The organism is Nocardia bovistercoris, assembly GCF_015674855.1.
Lineage (GTDB): Bacteria > Actinomycetota > Actinomycetes > Mycobacteriales > Mycobacteriaceae > Nocardia > Nocardia bovistercoris.
Window position 1 is genome coordinate 1 of the sequence record NZ_JADMLG010000004.1, and the last position, 16,800, is coordinate 16,800.

Sequence of the window (16,800 nt, forward strand, 5' to 3'; positions counted from 1 at the left end):
GATGGGGTTGATAGGCCAGAACTGGAAGTCCGGTAACGGGTGTAGGTGACTGGTACTAATAGGCCGAGGGCTTACCAAGACAAAGAATGTGCGTCCACTGTGTGGTATCTGAAACAACACACGATCATCCCCCCGGCCGGGGGTGCACGGATCCGAGGATTCGTGTCGACCCGGTGTCGTGGTGGGGTGGTGGTTGGTTTCACAGTGTTACGGCGGCTATAGCGGTAGGGAAACGCCCGGTCCCATTCCGAACCCGGAAGCTAAGCCTGCCAGCGCCGATGGTACTGCACTCGACAGGGTGTGGGAGAGTAGGACACCGCCGGAACATCATTCGAGTGTGGCCCCCGACCTTCTGGTCGGGGGCCACACCCATTTCAAGACCATTTCCGCCTTCATGGCTATTCCGCCTTCAGGAGTAGTCGACTGTTCGCCCGAGCGATTCGGGACAGCGGGTGGTGAGGGCCTACACTCGACCGGGTGCGCCTAGTGATTGCTCGTTGCCAGGTCGACTATGTCGGTCGTCTGACCGCCCATCTTCCGATGGCCCGCAGGCTGTTGATGATCAAGGCCGATGGTTCGGTACTGGTGCATTCCGACGGCGGTTCGTACAAGCCGTTGAATTGGATGAGTCCGCCCTGTTGGCTCGAGGAGCGGCCCGATGAGGCGCCCGAGGGGGCGAAGGCGTTCTGGGTGGTCACCAACAAGGCCGCCGAGGAACTGCGCATCACCATCGAGGAGATCGAGCACGACTCCGCACACGATCTCGGCATCGATCCGGGATTGGTGAAAGACGGTGTCGAGGCGCACCTTCAGGAGTTGCTCGCCGAGCACGTGCAGACGTTGGGGCCGGGGTACACGCTGATCCGCCGCGAGTACATGACGGCGATCGGGCCGGTGGACCTGCTGTGCCGCGACGCCGACGGCGCCACGGTCGCCGTTGAGATCAAGCGGCGCGGCGAGATCGACGGCGTCGAACAGCTCACCCGCTACCTGGAGCTGCTCAATCGCGATCCGCTGCTCGCGCCCGTCGCTGGTGTCTTCGCCGCGCAGCAGATCAAGCCGCAAGCCCGCACCCTCGCCGAGGACCGCGGCATCCGTTGTCTCACTCTCGATTACGATGCCCTGCGCGGCACCGAGAGCAACGAGTTCCGTCTCTTCTGATAAACGAGCGATATTTCATGATCACGGTCGCCACCTGGAATGTGCTGCATCGCGTGCACGCCGAGAACTGGTACGAGGACGTCGCCACCCGGTGGCCCGACGAAGCCGAGCGTATCTCCGCGATCACGGCGCGGGTGGCGAAACTGCCCGCGCGGGTGATCGCCCTGCAGGAGGTCAGCGGAGACCAGTTGGCGGCCCTGCGTGATGCCCTGCCCGGCCGGGAGTTCCACGTTCTCCGTTACCCGCGCATTCCACGTCCGCGGCACCACCCGACCGTGCTCACCGACCGCACCGAGTATCTGGTGCTCGTCGTCGACGGGCAGGCGCGGGAGATCGCGGCCGAGTCCTTCGAGCGTGACGGCGGCAAGGGCGCGCTGGTGATCGGGACCGACGAGCTGACGGTGGTCGCCACCCATGTGACGGGTGATTCGCGGCGCTGGGAGCAGCTGGAGCGGCTGCGTGCGCTGGCCGCAGCGCAACCGGGTCCGGTGGTGCTGCTCGGTGATTTCAATATCGGTCGGGACAGCGTCGCCGAGCAGCTCGGCCCGGGGTTCGGCGTCTACGAGTTGTCGCAGGACGGTCCGCCGACGCGACCGAGGTCCTCGGGGACCAAGAGCCAGTTCATCGATCACGTGGTGGTGCGCGACGCCGTGGTGCGCGAGGCCGTCGTCGATTCCGCGGACGGGCTCTCCGACCACAACCCGGTGCGGGCGCGCCTCTCTCGTATCACCGCCTGAGCACGCCTCTACCCTTGACGGATGCCCCGTCGGAAACCGCGACCCCGCGACCGGAATTCTCGGTCGGGATCCACGCCGCTCGGTGATGTCTTCGGCCGTACCGAATCGGGACCCGACGACGAGAGCTATATCGTCCGAACGGTTCCCGGCAATCGCGCGGTCAAGATATATCGGTGCCCCGGCTGCGACCACGAAATCGCGCCGGGCGTCGCGCATATCGTGGCGTGGGCGTTCGACGGTGGCGGAGACGATCGCAGACATTGGCACAGCGGCTGCTGGAACGGTCGTAAAACGCGCCGGATCACGCGTCGCTGGTCCTGATTTCCGACGCCGACTTATGGTGCAGTTATTGTCCGGCAATCGCACTTCACGGTAGCTTTCGATTCGGCCGAGGAATGGTAACGAATTCGCAAAGGCGGCGCTCGAATCGGTGGACGGCTCCGAAAAACCAGGGAAGGCCGCCCCCGTGTCGGGAGCGGCCTTCGGATGAACTCGGAGCGGTGGAGCGTCGTCGCCTGATGCGTTCGGACGTCAGTTGGCGATTTCGGCGTTCTCACGCTCCTCTGCGTCGATGTCATCGTCGTCGTGGGCGACCTCGTGGATCGCCTTGGCGCGCGCGCCGGTGACCGACTTGGTGCCGCCGCCGATCGACTTGCGCTGGTCGGGAACACCGTCGAGCAGTTCGCTCTCCCGGTTGACGGCGGCGAGCATCGCGGGCACCGAGTCGAGCTGGCCGCGGATGCCGAGCAGCTGGGCGAGCACGCGCCCGCGCAGCACGCGCATTTCCTCGGCGAGTTCCTTGGCGTGCGCGATCTTGCGATCGGAGGTCTGGGTGGCCGAGGTGATGAGGCGGTTGGCCTCGTCGGTGGCGTCCTTGATGCGCTGCGCGGCCTCGGCGCGGCTGGTGGCTTCGAGCTCCTCCATCGCGCGGGTGAGCTTGGTGCGCCGCTCCGCCATGGTGGCCTCGAAGTCCTGCTGGGTGGCCTTGCGCTTGGCATCGGCTTCCTTGCCGAGGCGATCGGCCTCGGCCTGGGCGGCCTCGATGATCTTGGCGGACTCGGTACGCGCGTTCGCGAGGGTCTGCTCGAACTCGATCTCGAGCGCCTCGCGCTTCTCCTTCGTCTCCGCGAGCAGCGACTCGTACTTGCCGCGCATCTCGGTGGCCTGCTGTTCCGCGATGGAGACCATCTCGGCGGCCTCGGCCTGCGCGAGGGCGCGGACCTCGGACGCCTCGTCGGAGGCGAGGCGGAGCATGCGGGAGATGCGGTCGGACATGCCTTCCGCGGTGGTCGGCGGGACCGAGAGTCGGTCGACCTCCTTGCGGAGTTCGTCGATCTCGTCCCGCGCGTCCTCCAGTTGGCTCGCGAGGTTACGTGCTTGCGCGGCAGCGGCGTCGCGGTCGGTGGCGGTGACCCTCAGCTCCGCGTCGAAGCGGTCGAAGTAGTTGCGTACCTCGTCTTGCGCATAACCCTTGCGCACAACGGTGAAGGGCAGTGCAACGAAGCGATTGCGATCGGACTCAGGTGACGACATGGCACACAAACTACAGCCTATGACCAGATGATGGTGAGTCGACCGGGAATGTGATTCGCATCAGTTTTCCTGGTCCGATCTTGATACTAGTGCGTCGCGCTCGAGTTCGGCTCAACCAACTCGACCAGCACACCTCCAGCATCCTTGGGGTGAATGAAATTGATGCGGGAATCGGCGGTTCCGCGGCGCGGAGCCTCGTACAGCAAACGGATCCCGCGGTCGCGCAGGTATGTCGACACGGCCTCGATATCGGTGACCCGATAGGCGAGTTGTTGCAGTCCCGGCCCGCTGCGGTCGATGAACTTGGCGATCGTGGAATCGGCGTCCAGGGGTGCCAGCAACTGTACGGCAGTCGCGCCGTCCGGTGCACCGGGCAGTGAGAGCATGGCCTCGTGCACGCCCTGGCTTTCGTTGATCTCGCGGTGGGTTTCCACCATGCCGAGATGCTCGGCGTACCAGGCGATCGCGGTGTCGAGGTCGGGAACCGCGATGCCGACATGGTCCACGGCTACGACGTAGTCACCGGGAATGAATGCGGAAGTCTCTGTGGTGCTCACTACTCGACGGTAGCGCGCACCTCGGCGCGGGCCTACGGGGGCGGACAAGCTACCGTTGAGTACGAAACGCTCGACGTGGCAGGTCGGAGGTCCGTCCGACCGGCGAGCGGCGGCGTGGACCATGCGTGGACTATCGAATGTGAGGCTCGTCGTGACCACTACCGTGATCGTCTCCGGTGCGCGTACCCCGATCGGGCGGCTGCTCGGCGGGTTGAAGGGCTTCAGTGGCTCCGACCTGGGCGGATTCGCCATCGCCTCGGCGCTCGATAAGGGCGGGGTCGCGCCCGAGCAGGTCGACTACGTGATCATGGGCCAGGTGCTCACCGCGGGTGCGGGGCAGATCCCGGCCAGGCAGGCCGCGGTCGCGGGCGGCATCCCGATGGATGTGCCCGCTCTCACACTCAACAAGGTCTGTCTGTCCGGCATCAACGCCATCGCGCTCGCCGATCAGTTGATCCGCGCGGGCGAGTACGAGATCGTGGTCGCGGGCGGTCAGGAGTCGATGAGCCAGGCGCCGCACATGCTGGAGAAGAGTCGCGAGGGCTTCAAGTACGGCGACGTCACGTTGCGCGATCACATGGCCTTCGACGGTCTGCACGACATCTTCACCGATCAGGCCATGGGCGCGTTGACCGAGCAGCGCAACGGCTTGGAACCCGTGAGCCGCGCCGATCAGGACGCCTTCGCCGCCGCCTCCCATCAGCGCGCCGCCGCCGCGTGGAAGAACGGCGTCTTCGACGACGAGGTGGTGCCCGTCGCGGTGCCGCAGCGCAAGGGCGATCCGGTGTTGGTGAGCACCGACGAGGGCATCAGGGCCGACACCACCGCGGAATCGCTCGGCGCGCTGCGTCCCGCGTTCAGCAAGGACGGCACCATCACCGCGGGCAGCGCCTCGCAGATCTCCGACGGCGCGGCCGCCGTCGTGGTGATGAGCAAGGCCAAGGCCGAAGAGCTCGGACTGAGTTGGATCGCCGAGATCGGCGCCGCCGGTGTGGTGGCGGGCCCGGATTCCACCCTTCAGGACCAGCCCGCCAATGCCATCGCGAAGGCGTGCGCGCGCGAGGGGATCTCGCCCGCCGATCTGGATCTGGTGGAGATCAACGAGGCATTCGCCGCGGTCGGCATCGCGTCGACGCGCAAGCTCGGCATCGATCCGGCGAAGGTGAATGTCAACGGCGGCGCCATCGCCGTCGGTCATCCGCTCGGGATGTCGGGTGCGCGCATCGTGCTGCATCTGGCGTTGGAGTTGAAGCGGCGCGGCGGCGGTGTCGGCGCGGCGGCACTGTGCGGCGGCGGCGGTCAAGGTGACGCGCTGATCGTGCGGGTTCCGGCGTAGTTCTCCCCGTGCGGACAGCGTCGCCGAGGCATTCCGGCGACGCTGTCCGTTTCGTCCGTATGTGACCGGTTCAACTACGTGGTGTCGTAGTGGTGCGGCACAATGGTGGCCATGGGTTTCTATGATCTGCGCACCGTCGCGGGCAGGTTCCGAATCTTCGCGGTGCTCGAAGCGCTGTCCTGGCTCGGACTGCTGACCGGTATGGCGTTCAAGTACATCCCCGACCCGGGCAACGAGATCGGCGTGAAGATCTTCGGGCCCGTGCACGGCGGCATCTTCATCCTCTTCCTGCTCAGCGCGCTGCTGGCCGCGCGCGAACTGAACTGGGACTGGAAGACGACCGTGCTGGCGCTCGGGTCGAGCATTCCGCCGTTCTGCACCGTGGTCTTCGAGATCTGGGCGGCGCGCACCGGGAAGCTCGACACCGCGTCCGGCGATACCGCGGCGACCGCGTCCGGCGATACCGCGGCGACCGCGTCCGGCGATACCGCGGAAGCCGCTCGCGCTGCCTCGTGACAAACTGGAACCTGTGACTCGACCAGCCGCACGCCGTCCTTCACCCGCCGTCGCCGCAGCCATGTCCGGCGCCGTCGATCTGTCCGGTCTCAAACAGCCGCCCGCGGGCGCTCCCGGCGCCGACCACTCGGTGTCGGTCGCGGATTTCGAGACCAAGGTGCTGCGCCGCTCGATGCAGATTCCGGTCGTGGTGGTGCTGTACTCGCAACGCAGCCCCGGTAGCGTCGAACTGGTGCGCACCTTCGAGCGGCTGCACGCCGACGGCGGCGGCGCCTGGGAACTGGCCACCGTCGAGGCCGAGAATAATATGCAGATCGCCCAGGCGCTGCGGGTGCAGGGCATTCCAACGGTCGTCGCCATCGCGGGCGGTCAGCCGCTGGCCGATTTCGAAGGCGCCCAACCGGAACCGCAGGTGCGGCAGTGGCTGACGGCGGTCGTCGACGCGGTCGCGGGCAAGCTCGAAGGCGCCGCCGACAGCGCGGAGCCGCCCGAGGACCCCCGGTTCACCGCGGCCGAGGACGCGCTCGAACGCGGTGACATGGCCGGGGCCGAGGCCGCCTACGAGGCCATCCTCGCCGCCGAGCCCGGCAACGAGCAGGCCGCAGGCGCGCTCCGGCAGCTGCGGTTCCTGGCTCGCGCGCAGGGACTTTCGGAGTCGGTCGTCGCCGAGTCCGACGCCGACCTGTCCAATGTCGACCTCGCCCTGGACGCAGCGGATCTGGAACTGCTCAACCAGCAGCCGGAAGCCGCCTTCGACCGGCTCATCGCCACCGTGAAGAAGACCGCGGGCGACGACCGCACCAAGGCGCGCACGCGTCTGCTCGAACTGTTCGAGCTGTTCGATCCGGCGGAACCGTTCGTGGTGGCCGCCCGTCGCAAACTCGCCACCGCACTGTACTGAGCCGAGGTCCGGTCGTCCTCGGACGACCGGACCGATACGTCACGAGACGGGACCGGCCAGCCAGATCGCGCTGTTGGGCGCCAACGCCACGGTCGCCGACACCGGTCGCCCGTGCCACGGCGTCGACGAGGTGTGCACCGCGCCCATGTTCCCGACGCCGGAACCCCCGTAGTCGGCGGCATCGGTGTTGAGGATCTCGCTCCACTCGCCCGCCACCGGCAGTCCGACCCGGTACTCGCCGTGCGTCGACCCCGAGAAGTTGTGGACGCAGGCCACCACCGAGCCGTCGGTGCCGTAGCGCAGGAACGCCAGCACGTTGTTGTCGCGGTCGTCGGCCTCGATCCAGGAGTGACCGCCGGGCGTGGTGTCCTGACTCCACAGCGCCGGATGCGCGCGATAGACCCGGTTCATGGCGCGCACCGCGTCGGTGATGCCGCGGTGCAGCGGGTTGTCGAGTTCGGACCAGTCGAGTCCCCGATCGTGTGACCACTCGCGGAACTGGCCGAAATCCTGCCCCATGAACAACAATTGCTTGCCGGGATGGCCCCACATGTAGGCGAGCAGCGCGCGTACGCCCGCCGCCTTGGCGAAATCGTCGCCGGGCATGCGCGTCCACAGTGTGCCTTTGCCGTGCACCACTTCGTCGTGGCTGATCGGCAGCACGTAGTTCTCGCTCCACGCGTACACCAGCGAGAAGGTGATCTCGTTGTGGTGCCAGGCGCGGTGAATGGGATCGCGGCGCAGGAAGCCGAGCGTGTCGTGCATCCAGCCCATATTCCATTTCATGGAGAAACCGAGTCCGCCGACATCGGTGCCGCTGGTGACGCCGGGCCACGTGGTCGATTCCTCGGCAACGGTGACGACGCCGGGATGGTGGCGGTGCACGGTGTCGTTCAGGTCGCGCAGGAAGGCGACGGCTTCCAGATTCTCGCGGCCGCCGTGCACATTCGGTTCCCAGTCGCCCTCGCCGCGCGAATAGTCCAGGTACAGCATGGAAGCGACCGCGTCGACGCGGAGTCCGTCGATGTGGAATTCCTCGATCCAGTACCGCGCGTTCGCGATCAGGAAATTGCGGACCTCGCGCCTGCCGAAATCGAAGATGTAGGTGCCCCAGTCCAGTTGCTCGCCGCGCCGCGGATCGGGGTGTTCGTAGAGCGGGGTGCCGTCGAAACGCGCCAGCGCCCATTCGTCGCGCGGGAAATGCGCGGGCACCCAGTCCAGCAGGACGCCGATGCCAGCGGCGTGCATGTGGTCGACGAAGGCGCGGAAATCGTCCGGGGAGCCGAAACGGGCGGTCGGCGCGAAATACGAGGTGACCTGGTAGCCCCACGAACCGCCGAAGGGATGTTCGGCCACCGGCAGCAGTTCGATGTGGGTGTAGCCCGCGTCGGTGACGTAATCGGCGAGCTGATCGGCCAATTCGCGATAGCACAGTCCCGGCCGCCACGAGCCGAGGTGCACCTCGTACACGCTCATCGGCGCGCGGGTGGGGTCGATGCTCTCCCGGCGTTCGATCCACTCGCGATCCCGCCAGCGGTGGGTGCTCTCGGCGACCACCGACGCGGTCGCGGGCGGCACCTCGGTGGCGAAGGCGAGCGGGTCGGCGTGGTCGACAGTGCGGCCGTCGGCGCCGTGCACCCGGTATTTGTATTTCGCGCCGACACCGATGTCGGGGACGAACACCTCCCAGATCCCGGACGAGCCGAGCGCGCGCATGGGCGCGGAATTACCGCTCCAGCCGTCGAAGTCGCCGATCACGCTGACCCCGCGGGCATTGGGCGCCCACACCGCGAACGAGACGCCCGCCACCTCGCCGTCGAGGGTGGTGTAGCGCCTCGGGTGCGCGCCGAGCACATCCCACAGACGTTCGTGGCGGCCCTCGCCGATCAGGTGTAGGTCGAGGTCGCCGACCGTGGGCAGGAAACGGTAACCGTCCGCGGCGATGATGCGCTGACCTCCCGGATATGTGGTGACCACCCGATAGTCCATGAGTTCCGGATAGGGGACCGCCGCGGCGAATACGCCGTGGCCCACCGAGTCGAGCGGGTGGTCGACGCCGCCGACCCGGATCGACACCGTCTCGGCGTGCGGGCGCAGCACCCGAACCACCGTGCCGTCGGGGTGCGGGTGCGCGCCGAGGACCGTGTGCGGATCGGCGTGGGTGCCCGCCGCCAGCAGCATGAGGTCGCGGCGATCGATGGTGACCGCCGCGCTCACGTGAACGACTTCCGGTACGCCAGTTCGGTGCGCGCCCGCTGTGGCACCGCGGGTAGCGCCAGGATGTGCGCGACGGCGCGGCTGGGTTCCAGGCGCACGTAGTTCGTCTGGGCCCAGTGGTATTCCTCCCCGCTCACCTCGTCGACCACCACCGGATGGTCGTGCCATTCCCGGCCGATCGCGGGCAGGTCGATCGAGACGAGACCCTGCTCGGCGCCGAACGGATTCAGGTTGACCACCACCAGCACCGCGTCGCCGCTGATCGGGTCGAATTTGGAATAGGCGATGATCGCGTCGTTGTCGACGTGATGGAAATGCAGGCAGCGCAACTGTTGCAGCGCCGGATGGTTGCGCCGGATCTCGTTGAGCCTGGTCAGCCACGGTTCCAGGGATTCGCCTTTGGCATTCGCCTCGGCGAAGGGACGCGGGCGCAGTTCGTACTTCTCCGAATCGAGGTATTCCTCGCTGCCCGGCCGGACCGATTGATGTTCGAAGAGCTCGAATCCGGAGTACACGCCCCAGGTCGGGGACAGGGTCGCCGCGAGCACCGCGCGGACGGCGAACATGCCCGGACCGCCGTGCTGCAGGCTTTCGTGCAGGATATCCGGGGTGTTGACGAACAGATTCGGCCTCGCTTCATCGGCCTTCGCGGCCAACTCGTTGCCGAATTCGGTCAGCTCCCATTTGGCGACCCGCCAAGTGAAATAGGTGTAGGACTGACTGAATCCGCGCCGCGCCAGCCCGTACAGCCGCGCCGGGCGGGTGAACGCCTCGGACAGGAACAGCACATCGGGATCGGTGCGGCGCACGGCCGCGATCAGCCACTCCCAGAAGTCGGCGGGTTTGGTGTGCGGATTGTCGACCCGGAAGATCTTCACTCCCAACCCGATCCAATGCCTGACCACGCGCAACACCTCGGCGTACAGGCCGTCCGGGTCGTTGTCGAAATTGACCGGGTAGATGTCCTGATACTTCTTCGGGGGATTCTCCGCGTAGGCGATGGTGCCGTCGGGCAGCGTGGTGAACCATTCCGGATGCGCGCGCACCCACGGATGATCGGGTGCGCACTGCAACGCCAGATCGAGCGCCACTTCCATACCTGCGCGTTGTGCGGCGGCGACGAAATCCACGAAATCCGCTTCGGTGCCGAGGGCGGGGTGAATGGCGTCGTGGCCGCCCTCGGCGGAACCGATGGCCCACGGGGAACCCACGTCACCTGGTTCGGCGGTCAGCGAATTGTTGCGTCCCTTGCGGTTCACCGCGCCGATCGGGTGGATCGGCGGCAGATAAACCACGTCGAAACCCATGGCGGCGATGCGCGCCAGATCCTTGGTGGCGGTGGCGAAGGTGCCGTGGATCGGCGCGCCGTCGGCGTCGCGGCCGCCGGTGGAGCGGGGGAAGAATTCGTACCAGGAGCTGTAGAGGGCGCGGCGGCGCTCCACGTACACCGAATGCTGCGGTCCACGGGTGACCAGATCGCGCAGCGGGGTCGCCCGCAGGATCTCGGCCACCTCCTCGGTGAACGCGGGTGCGACGCGGGCGGGTAGCTGCTCGTCGCCGCGCAGGGCCGCGGCCACCGCGCGCAATCGCTCGAACTGCTTCTTCGGCACCGCCTGCGCGGCGCGTTCGAACAGGCGCGCGCCCGATTCCAGGTCGTTGGCCAGATCGGCGGCGCTCTGCCCGACGGCGAGTTTGGCCTCGACCGCGTGCCGCCAGGTGGCGATCGGATCGCTCCACCCCTCGACGCGGAAGGTCCACGTGCCTGCCGTGTGCGGGGTGAAGACAGCGTTGAACACGTCGGGTTCGGCGTCGGGCGCCATCGGGATCCGGGTGATGCGCGACGCGCCGGGCGCGCGCACCGCGAGGGTGGCCGCGACGGCGTCGTGTCCTTCGCGCCACACCACCGCGCGCACCGGGAACACCTCGCCGATCGCGGCCTTGGCCGGGTAGTGCCCCGGTCCGGTCGACGGGGCGGTGTCGTCGATGGCGATGCGGCCGGTCACGGGGACCAACCTACCGGCACCGCGACGCGGCGAGGTGATCGACAGTCCGACCACGCTCGCTCGCCGCTCAGTGCGCATCGGTCGCGCGGTCGATGCCGAGGGTCCGCCCGACGGATCCGTGCCGCGCGGGCGCGGCCGACCCGTGTTCGGAACATAAAAGGAACAGGGTCGTAACAGGACCGGCTAGAGCCGCGAGCAGCAGGTAGAGCAGGGAATATTCGGGGAGAAGGTCGAACCGGAGCGGCATCAGCAGATGCTGTCACGGGTGCGGGACTTCGGCCACTCGATGGCGTCGAAGTGACCTGCGTCGCCCGCGGCGATAGCCGGGCCGGAATTCGGTATGGTTCGCCGGGTGAAGGCCCTCCGTCGTTTCACCGTCCGCGCCCATCTGCCCGAGCGACTCGCGGCCCTGGGTGAGCTCTCCACGAATCTGCGCTGGTCATGGCATTGGCCGACGCAGGATCTGTTCCGCGATCTCGACACGGGATTGTGGCGCGAGGTCGGGCACGATCCGGTGCGGATGCTGGGCGAGGTGCCCGCGAGCCGGTTGGACGAGCTCGCCGCCGACGCCGACTACGTGCGCCGGGTCGACGCGGCCGCCGCCGACCTGCGCGCCTATCTCGACGCGCCGGGATGGTTCCAGCGGGCCGAGCCCGGCGTCGGCGGTATCGCCTACTTCTCGATGGAGTTCGGCGTCACCGAAGTGCTGCCGAACTATTCGGGCGGACTCGGGATTCTCGCAGGCGACCATCTCAAGGCCGCCTCGGATCTCGGGCTGCCGCTCATCGCCGTCGGATTGCTGTACCGGTCCGGGTATTTCCGGCAGTCGCTGTCCGCGGACGGGTGGCAGCTCGAGCACTATCCGGCGCTCGACCCGCAAGGGTTGCCGCTGCGGCTGCTCACCGTCGACGGGTCGCCGGTGCTGGTGCACGTCGCGATGCCCGATCAGCGGGTGTTGCGTGCCAGGGTGTGGATCGCACAGGTCGGGCGGGTGCCGTTGCTGCTGCTGGATTCCGATATCGCGGAGAACGATCCGGAACTGCGCGCGGTCACCGACCGGCTCTACGGCGGCGACCAGGACCATCGCATCAAACAGGAGATCCTCGCCGGTGTCGGCGGCGTCCGTGCGGTGCGCGCCTACACCGCGGCCGAGGGGCTGCCCGACCCCGACGTGTTCCATATGAACGAGGGTCACGCGGGTTTCCTCGGCGTCGAACGGATTCGCGAATACATCGCGGCGGGAGCGGATTTCGAGACCGGTCTGGCCGCCGTGCGCGCGGGCACCGTGTTCACCACGCATACGCCGGTGCCCGCGGGCATCGACCGCTTCCCGATGCCGCTGGTGCGCCGCTACTTCGGCGGCGCCAATGGTGAATCGGAATCAACTCTGCTGCAAGGGCTTTCGGTGGATCGCATACTCGCGCTCGGTCGCGAGGCCGATCCGGCGGTCTTCAATATGGCACATATGGGTCTGCGACTGGCGCAGCGCGCCAACGGTGTATCCCGCCTGCACGGTGAGGTGAGCCGGTCGATGTTCGCGCCGCTGTGGTCGGGGTTCGACGCCGCCGAGGTGCCGATCGGGTCGGTCACCAACGGGGTGCACGCCCCCACCTGGGCGGCGCGCGAATGGATCGACAAGGCGCGCGAGCACATCGGCGCCGAACTGGTCGAGGAGGCGCGCGGCTGGGAGAAACTGCGTGACGTGCCGCTCGGCGAGCTGTGGTCCACCCGCAACACCTTGCGCGCGGGCCTGGTCGCCGAAGTTCGCCGTCGGGTGCGCGCGTCCTGGCAGGAACGCGGCGCGGCCGAAGCCGAACTCGGCTGGGTCGACGAGGTTTTCGACCCCACCGTGCTGACCGTCGGATTCGCGCGGCGGGTGCCCACCTACAAGCGCCTCACGCTCATGCTGCGCGACCCGGAACGTCTGCGCTCCCTGCTGCTCGACCCGCTACGCCCGATGCAATTGGTGGTAGCGGGTAAGAGCCACCCGGCCGACGACGGCGGCAAATCGCTCATCCAGCAGGTGGTCCGATTCGCCGACGATTCCGAGGTCCGCCACCGCATCGTCTTCCTGCCCGACTACGACATGTCGATGGCGCGGTACCTGTACTGGGGATGCGATGTGTGGCTGAACAATCCGCTGCGCCCCCTCGAAGCCTGCGGCACCTCCGGTATGAAATCCGCGCTGAACGGCGGACTGAACCTCTCCATCCGCGACGGCTGGTGGGACGAGATGTACGACGGCGAGAACGGATGGTCGATCCCGACCGCCGACGGCGTCTCCGACGAACACCGCCGCGACGACCTCGAGGCCGCGGCACTGTACGAGCTGTTCGAACGCACCGTCGCCCCGCGCTTCTACGATCGCGATGCCGCTGGAATGCCGGTGCGCTGGGTCGAGATGGTGCGCCACACCCTGCAGACCCTCGGCCCGAAGGTGCTCGCCTCCCGCATGGTGCGCGACTACGCGCTGCAGTACTACGCGCCCGCCGCGGCGGCCTATCGGAAGGTGGTCGCGGACGAATTCGCCGGTGCGCGTGCGGTCGCCGAATACCGGCGGCGGGTGGAATCGGCGTGGTCCTCGGTGCAGGTGCTGCAAGTCGACAGCGCCGGTCTGCCCGATACTCCCGTCATCGGAGCCGAACTGTCACTGACGGCACGGATCGACCTCGGCGGGTTGAGCGTGTCCGACGTCGCGGTGCAAGCCGTACTCGGACGCGTCTCCACCGCCGACGAGCTGTCCGACACCACCGTGGTGCCCATGAATCACACCGGAACCGAATCCGGTGCGGAGATGTTCGAGGTGCGCACCCCGGTGCCGCTGTCGGGCGCGGTCGGATACACGGTGCGGGTACTACCGCACAACGAACTGCTCGACACCGACGCCGAACTCGGGTTGGTGGTCGCGCCGAGCGCCTGATCCGCGGTGAATCCCGCGGTCCTCGGCGATCAGGGCGCACTGGGCGGGCTGGTTCACCGTCGCGCTGTTCCGCTCCCCGATCTTCGCCACCATCGCCGCATCCCCTGAGGTGACCGCTCCCGTCCTCATCGTCGTCGGCATACTCATGTCCCGCGCCCTGGGCGAAATAGACTGGAACCACTTCGAATACTTCATCCCCTCGCCATGTCCTGCTCTTCTACCCGGTGGTCATGGTGGCAAAGGGGCGTGCCTGACAGGTACATCCGGCCATGTGGGGCCTCACGGTCGTATTCCTGTGCTACTTCTTATTTCTCGCCGAGTAGGCGCTGACCGGTAGGACGCGGGGGCGCGCATGGGGCTACCGGTCGGTTAGGCTGGGTTGCGTTCCAATGGGAACCGATGGGGGATCCGGTGCGTCCAAGTCTTGTGACGGGTTACCTCGCGAACAGGAGAGGGGCAGACGGCCGTGGTGGTGTCGAGGAGGCGTGCTTCGATGGCCGCGCTCGTGGTGGGTATCGCGACCGTCGGGGTGGTGGCGGGGTGCGGCACCACCGTCGATGGTGCCGCACAAACGGCGGGTCCGACGGTGCCGAGGGGGGATCGGAACGTGGTATGGAATCCGTGTACGCAGCTCTCGGACGCGGCGTTGCGCGCGACGCGGGTCGACCCTGCTACGAGATCCGTAGTCAGTGACGCGCCGACCGGCGCGACCTCCGCCCGGCTCTGCAACTGGACCTCCACCGAAGGGCCGTATCTGGTCGGTGTGGCCGCGACCGTCTATACACAGGACGAGGCGCGCCAGAACACCAACCTGACTGTGGTGCGAGAGGCGCGGATCGGGCCGAGGCCCGGTTTCGTTCACTACGATCCGTCCGATGACACCAAGATCTTGTGCTACGTGAACATCCCTTCTCCTGAGGGTTCGTATGAGATCTCGGTTGGTTGGCGCACCAGCGAACGCGCCAAAATGAAAGAAGCTCCGCCCTGTGGCTTGGCGGTTGTTCATGCCGAGGATCTCGAACCGTATCTCCCGAAGTAAGTCGCATGGAGTCGGTCGTTCCAGGTCCGAAGAGGGTCGCTGATCTGCCCGGCCGGTCGGCGTTGATTGTCGCTAGGGAGGGAAATACCGGGTGAGCGAGCAGATGCAGAGTCTTGTCGCGCAGTGGCGCAACCTGAACACTCAGGCCGAATCTGGAGATCTGAGGTTGGACCCCGCGGTCGGAAATGCGTTGAAAGCGCAGGCCGAACAGATGAAAACCAAACTGGATGACATGCTGGTTGCAGCGAGGCAGTTGGGTGCGCTGAGTGGATTCGGCGCCCTGCAAACCGCTACAACGATGCAGCAGAAGTTCGAGAACAAGGCTGTCGCCGGTGACGGTTCCGCAGTGCAACGGCTGCTCCAGAGTGTCGAAGTGCTGACCTTGATGGCCGAGACCTATGAGAAGGCTGTTCGTACGATCGAGGATACTGATCAGGCGAATTCGCAGAAGCTGGCCAACGTTGAATTGGGGGGCAAGTAGCGATGGTGTCTTTCATGCAATGGTCGAATATTCTTATGACACCGACGAACATATCGTCTGCGATTGCTGAGTCGCGCAGAGCCGCCGACGAAAACAGCAATACCGATAAGCAGGTCGAGGAGCAGCAGGACCAGATCTGGAGTAATGACCGCCGTATACTCAGTGGTGAGTTCGACAGCCTGGTGTCGGAATCCGGCGCGGGTATGGATCCGAGGGCGATAACCGCCGACGACGATTTCGACACCATGACGCATCAGCAGATATACGATGCGCTGTCCGGCGTCGACTCCAATATGGTCAACTTCGCGGCGAATGGTTGGCGAGATCTCGCGGCGAAGTCGCGTGCTGCGGTGAACGAATTCTCGACCGGTGTGGAGCAATCCATCAGCGAAAACTGGAATGGTCAGTCGGGCTCGAAGGCGATAGAGGCGACGCGCGCTTTCGCGACTTCGTTCACGAGTCTCGCTGCGGGATTCCAACTCGTGGGCCACGGGCTCGACATGATGGAAGGGTATCTGGCGCAAGCCAAGGCATCGGTCGGGAAACCGGATAATTACACGTTCGGCGACAAGGTCATTGATGCCTTGCCGTTGCAGAACCTTGTAAAAGGGCCGACTTATCGTGCGCAAGAGGCGGAGGGGGACGCCAAGCGCGTGATGAACGATTACTACAAGCCGAAAGTGCGCGAAGTAGACGGGCAGACTCCGACGTTCGCGGAGCCGAAGAGTCAGACGAGCGATGATGCGGGGTCGAATCCGAAGGTGCCCGGTGGTAGTGGGGATCCTTCGAAGTCCGGGTCGCCTACCAATCCGCAGTCGGCCAATCCTTCGGGGAGTTCTCCGCAGTCGTCGGATCCTAAGGGGGAGGATCCGACGTCGAAGTCGTCGGAGAGTAGCAATCCGAAGTCGTCGAATCCGCAGAATACGGATACGAATCCGAGTTCGGCGGGTACCGGGTCGCCTACGACTCCGCAGTCGGCGTCGCCTACCTCGCCCAGTACTCCGACGAGTCCGAGTACGCCGGGGTCGGGTGTGCCGTCGTCTGGGTCGCCCGGTTTGGGGGGTTCGGGTGTGCCGGGGTCTTCGGGGACGTCACCGGGGGCGGGGAAGAGTGTCGCCGGGAGCGGAGGGGGGACGAATTCGGGGGCTGCGGGAAAGGGGTCGTCGTCGGGGCGGTCGGGGACCAGTGGGCGGTCGGGTACGCCGGGGATGGGTGGGATGGGGGGTGGGCGTGGGAAGGGTGATGATGACGATGAGCATTCGACGCCGGATTATCTTGTGTACGACCGGGGGGATGAACTGCTCGGGACGCAGCCGCCCGCGTTGCCGCCGGGGGGTGTGATCGGTGGATGACGCGGTCGGCGACGGCTGTGGATGAGAGACGGAGTGTGGTGGGCGGG

15 protein-coding genes and 1 rRNA gene are annotated in these 16,800 nt (G+C 66.6%); 11 read left to right on the forward strand and 5 right to left on the reverse strand.

The features are described 5' to 3' along the window. Positions 1-208 precede the first annotated feature (208 nt). The 4 genes from rrf to IT779_RS37645 all read left to right on the forward strand — a co-directional run bounded on the left by rrf (position 209) and on the right by IT779_RS37645 (position 2,219). Positions 209-325, forward strand: a 5S ribosomal RNA gene (gene rrf / locus IT779_RS11090). Between the two features lie 152 nt (positions 326-477). Then, on the forward strand, positions 478-1,161 hold the full coding sequence (gene nucS / locus IT779_RS11095) for an endonuclease NucS (RefSeq protein ID WP_196149191.1): 684 nt from the start codon (positions 478-480) through the stop codon (positions 1,159-1,161). Positions 1,162-1,178: 17 nt separating this feature from the next. Next, the gene (locus IT779_RS11100; RefSeq protein ID WP_196149192.1) at positions 1,179-1,898 is read left to right on the forward strand and encodes an endonuclease/exonuclease/phosphatase family protein; all 720 of its coding nucleotides are present in this window, start codon (positions 1,179-1,181) and stop codon (positions 1,896-1,898) included. Positions 1,899-1,919: 21 nt separating this feature from the next. Next, complete coding sequence (locus IT779_RS37645; protein WP_232541657.1) at positions 1,920-2,219, forward strand: ATP/GTP-binding protein; 300 nt, start codon at positions 1,920-1,922, stop codon at positions 2,217-2,219. A gap of 210 nt (positions 2,220-2,429) precedes the next feature. Here the strand turns inward: IT779_RS37645 and IT779_RS11105 are convergent, their stop codons facing one another. Continuing rightward, a complete protein-coding gene (locus IT779_RS11105) occupies positions 2,430-3,431 on the reverse strand; it encodes a coiled-coil domain-containing protein (RefSeq protein ID WP_196149193.1) in 1,002 nt (333 codons plus the stop codon). A gap of 86 nt (positions 3,432-3,517) precedes the next feature. Beyond that, positions 3,518-3,988: a methylmalonyl-CoA epimerase gene (gene mce, locus IT779_RS11110; protein WP_332838749.1), complete on the reverse strand. Its 471-nt coding sequence runs from the start codon at positions 3,986-3,988 to the stop codon at positions 3,518-3,520. A gap of 151 nt (positions 3,989-4,139) precedes the next feature. On the opposite strand from mce, the gene IT779_RS11115 reads away from it, so the two are divergent. The 3 genes from IT779_RS11115 (at position 4,140) to IT779_RS11125 (ending at position 6,741) form a co-directional block, all read left to right on the forward strand. Beyond that, positions 4,140-5,324: an acetyl-CoA C-acetyltransferase gene (locus tag IT779_RS11115; RefSeq protein WP_196149195.1), complete on the forward strand. Its 1,185-nt coding sequence runs from the start codon at positions 4,140-4,142 to the stop codon at positions 5,322-5,324. A gap of 102 nt (positions 5,325-5,426) precedes the next feature. After that, on the forward strand, positions 5,427-5,840 hold the full coding sequence (locus tag IT779_RS11120) for a DUF3817 domain-containing protein (protein ID WP_196149196.1): 414 nt from the start codon (positions 5,427-5,429) through the stop codon (positions 5,838-5,840). A gap of 61 nt (positions 5,841-5,901) precedes the next feature. After that, the gene (locus tag IT779_RS11125) at positions 5,902-6,741 is read left to right on the forward strand and encodes a tetratricopeptide repeat protein (RefSeq protein WP_196149632.1); all 840 of its coding nucleotides are present in this window, start codon (positions 5,902-5,904) and stop codon (positions 6,739-6,741) included. Positions 6,742-6,780: 39 nt separating this feature from the next. Here the strand turns inward: IT779_RS11125 and glgB are convergent, their stop codons facing one another. The 3 genes from glgB to IT779_RS11140 form a co-directional block, all read right to left on the reverse strand. Continuing rightward, positions 6,781-8,922: a 1,4-alpha-glucan branching protein GlgB gene (gene glgB / locus IT779_RS11130; protein ID WP_196149633.1), complete on the reverse strand. Its 2,142-nt coding sequence runs from the start codon at positions 8,920-8,922 to the stop codon at positions 6,781-6,783. Positions 8,923-8,954: 32 nt separating this feature from the next. Then, positions 8,955-10,961, reverse strand: a complete 2,007-nt coding sequence (locus IT779_RS11135) for an alpha-1,4-glucan--maltose-1-phosphate maltosyltransferase (protein WP_332838750.1) — start codon at positions 10,959-10,961, stop codon at positions 8,955-8,957. A gap of 67 nt (positions 10,962-11,028) precedes the next feature. Further along, complete coding sequence (locus tag IT779_RS11140; RefSeq protein WP_196149198.1) at positions 11,029-11,208, reverse strand: hypothetical protein; 180 nt, start codon at positions 11,206-11,208, stop codon at positions 11,029-11,031. Positions 11,209-11,313: 105 nt separating this feature from the next. On the opposite strand from IT779_RS11140, the gene glgP reads away from it, so the two are divergent. The 4 genes from glgP (at position 11,314) to IT779_RS11160 (ending at position 16,753) form a co-directional block, all read left to right on the forward strand. Beyond that, positions 11,314-13,881 carry an alpha-glucan family phosphorylase gene (glgP, locus tag IT779_RS11145; RefSeq protein ID WP_196149199.1) on the forward strand — a complete coding sequence of 856 codons (2,568 nt, stop codon included), beginning with the start codon at positions 11,314-11,316 and terminating at the stop codon, positions 13,879-13,881. Between the two features lie 493 nt (positions 13,882-14,374). Next, positions 14,375-14,920: a DUF3558 domain-containing protein gene (locus IT779_RS11150; protein WP_196149200.1), complete on the forward strand. Its 546-nt coding sequence runs from the start codon at positions 14,375-14,377 to the stop codon at positions 14,918-14,920. Between the two features lie 91 nt (positions 14,921-15,011). Then, entirely contained in the window at positions 15,012-15,401 is a 390-nt protein-coding gene (locus tag IT779_RS11155; protein WP_196149201.1) for a hypothetical protein, read from the forward strand. A gap of 14 nt (positions 15,402-15,415) precedes the next feature. After that, complete coding sequence (locus tag IT779_RS11160) at positions 15,416-16,753, forward strand: PPE domain-containing protein (RefSeq protein WP_196149202.1); 1,338 nt, start codon at positions 15,416-15,418, stop codon at positions 16,751-16,753. Positions 16,754-16,800 lie beyond the last annotated feature (47 nt).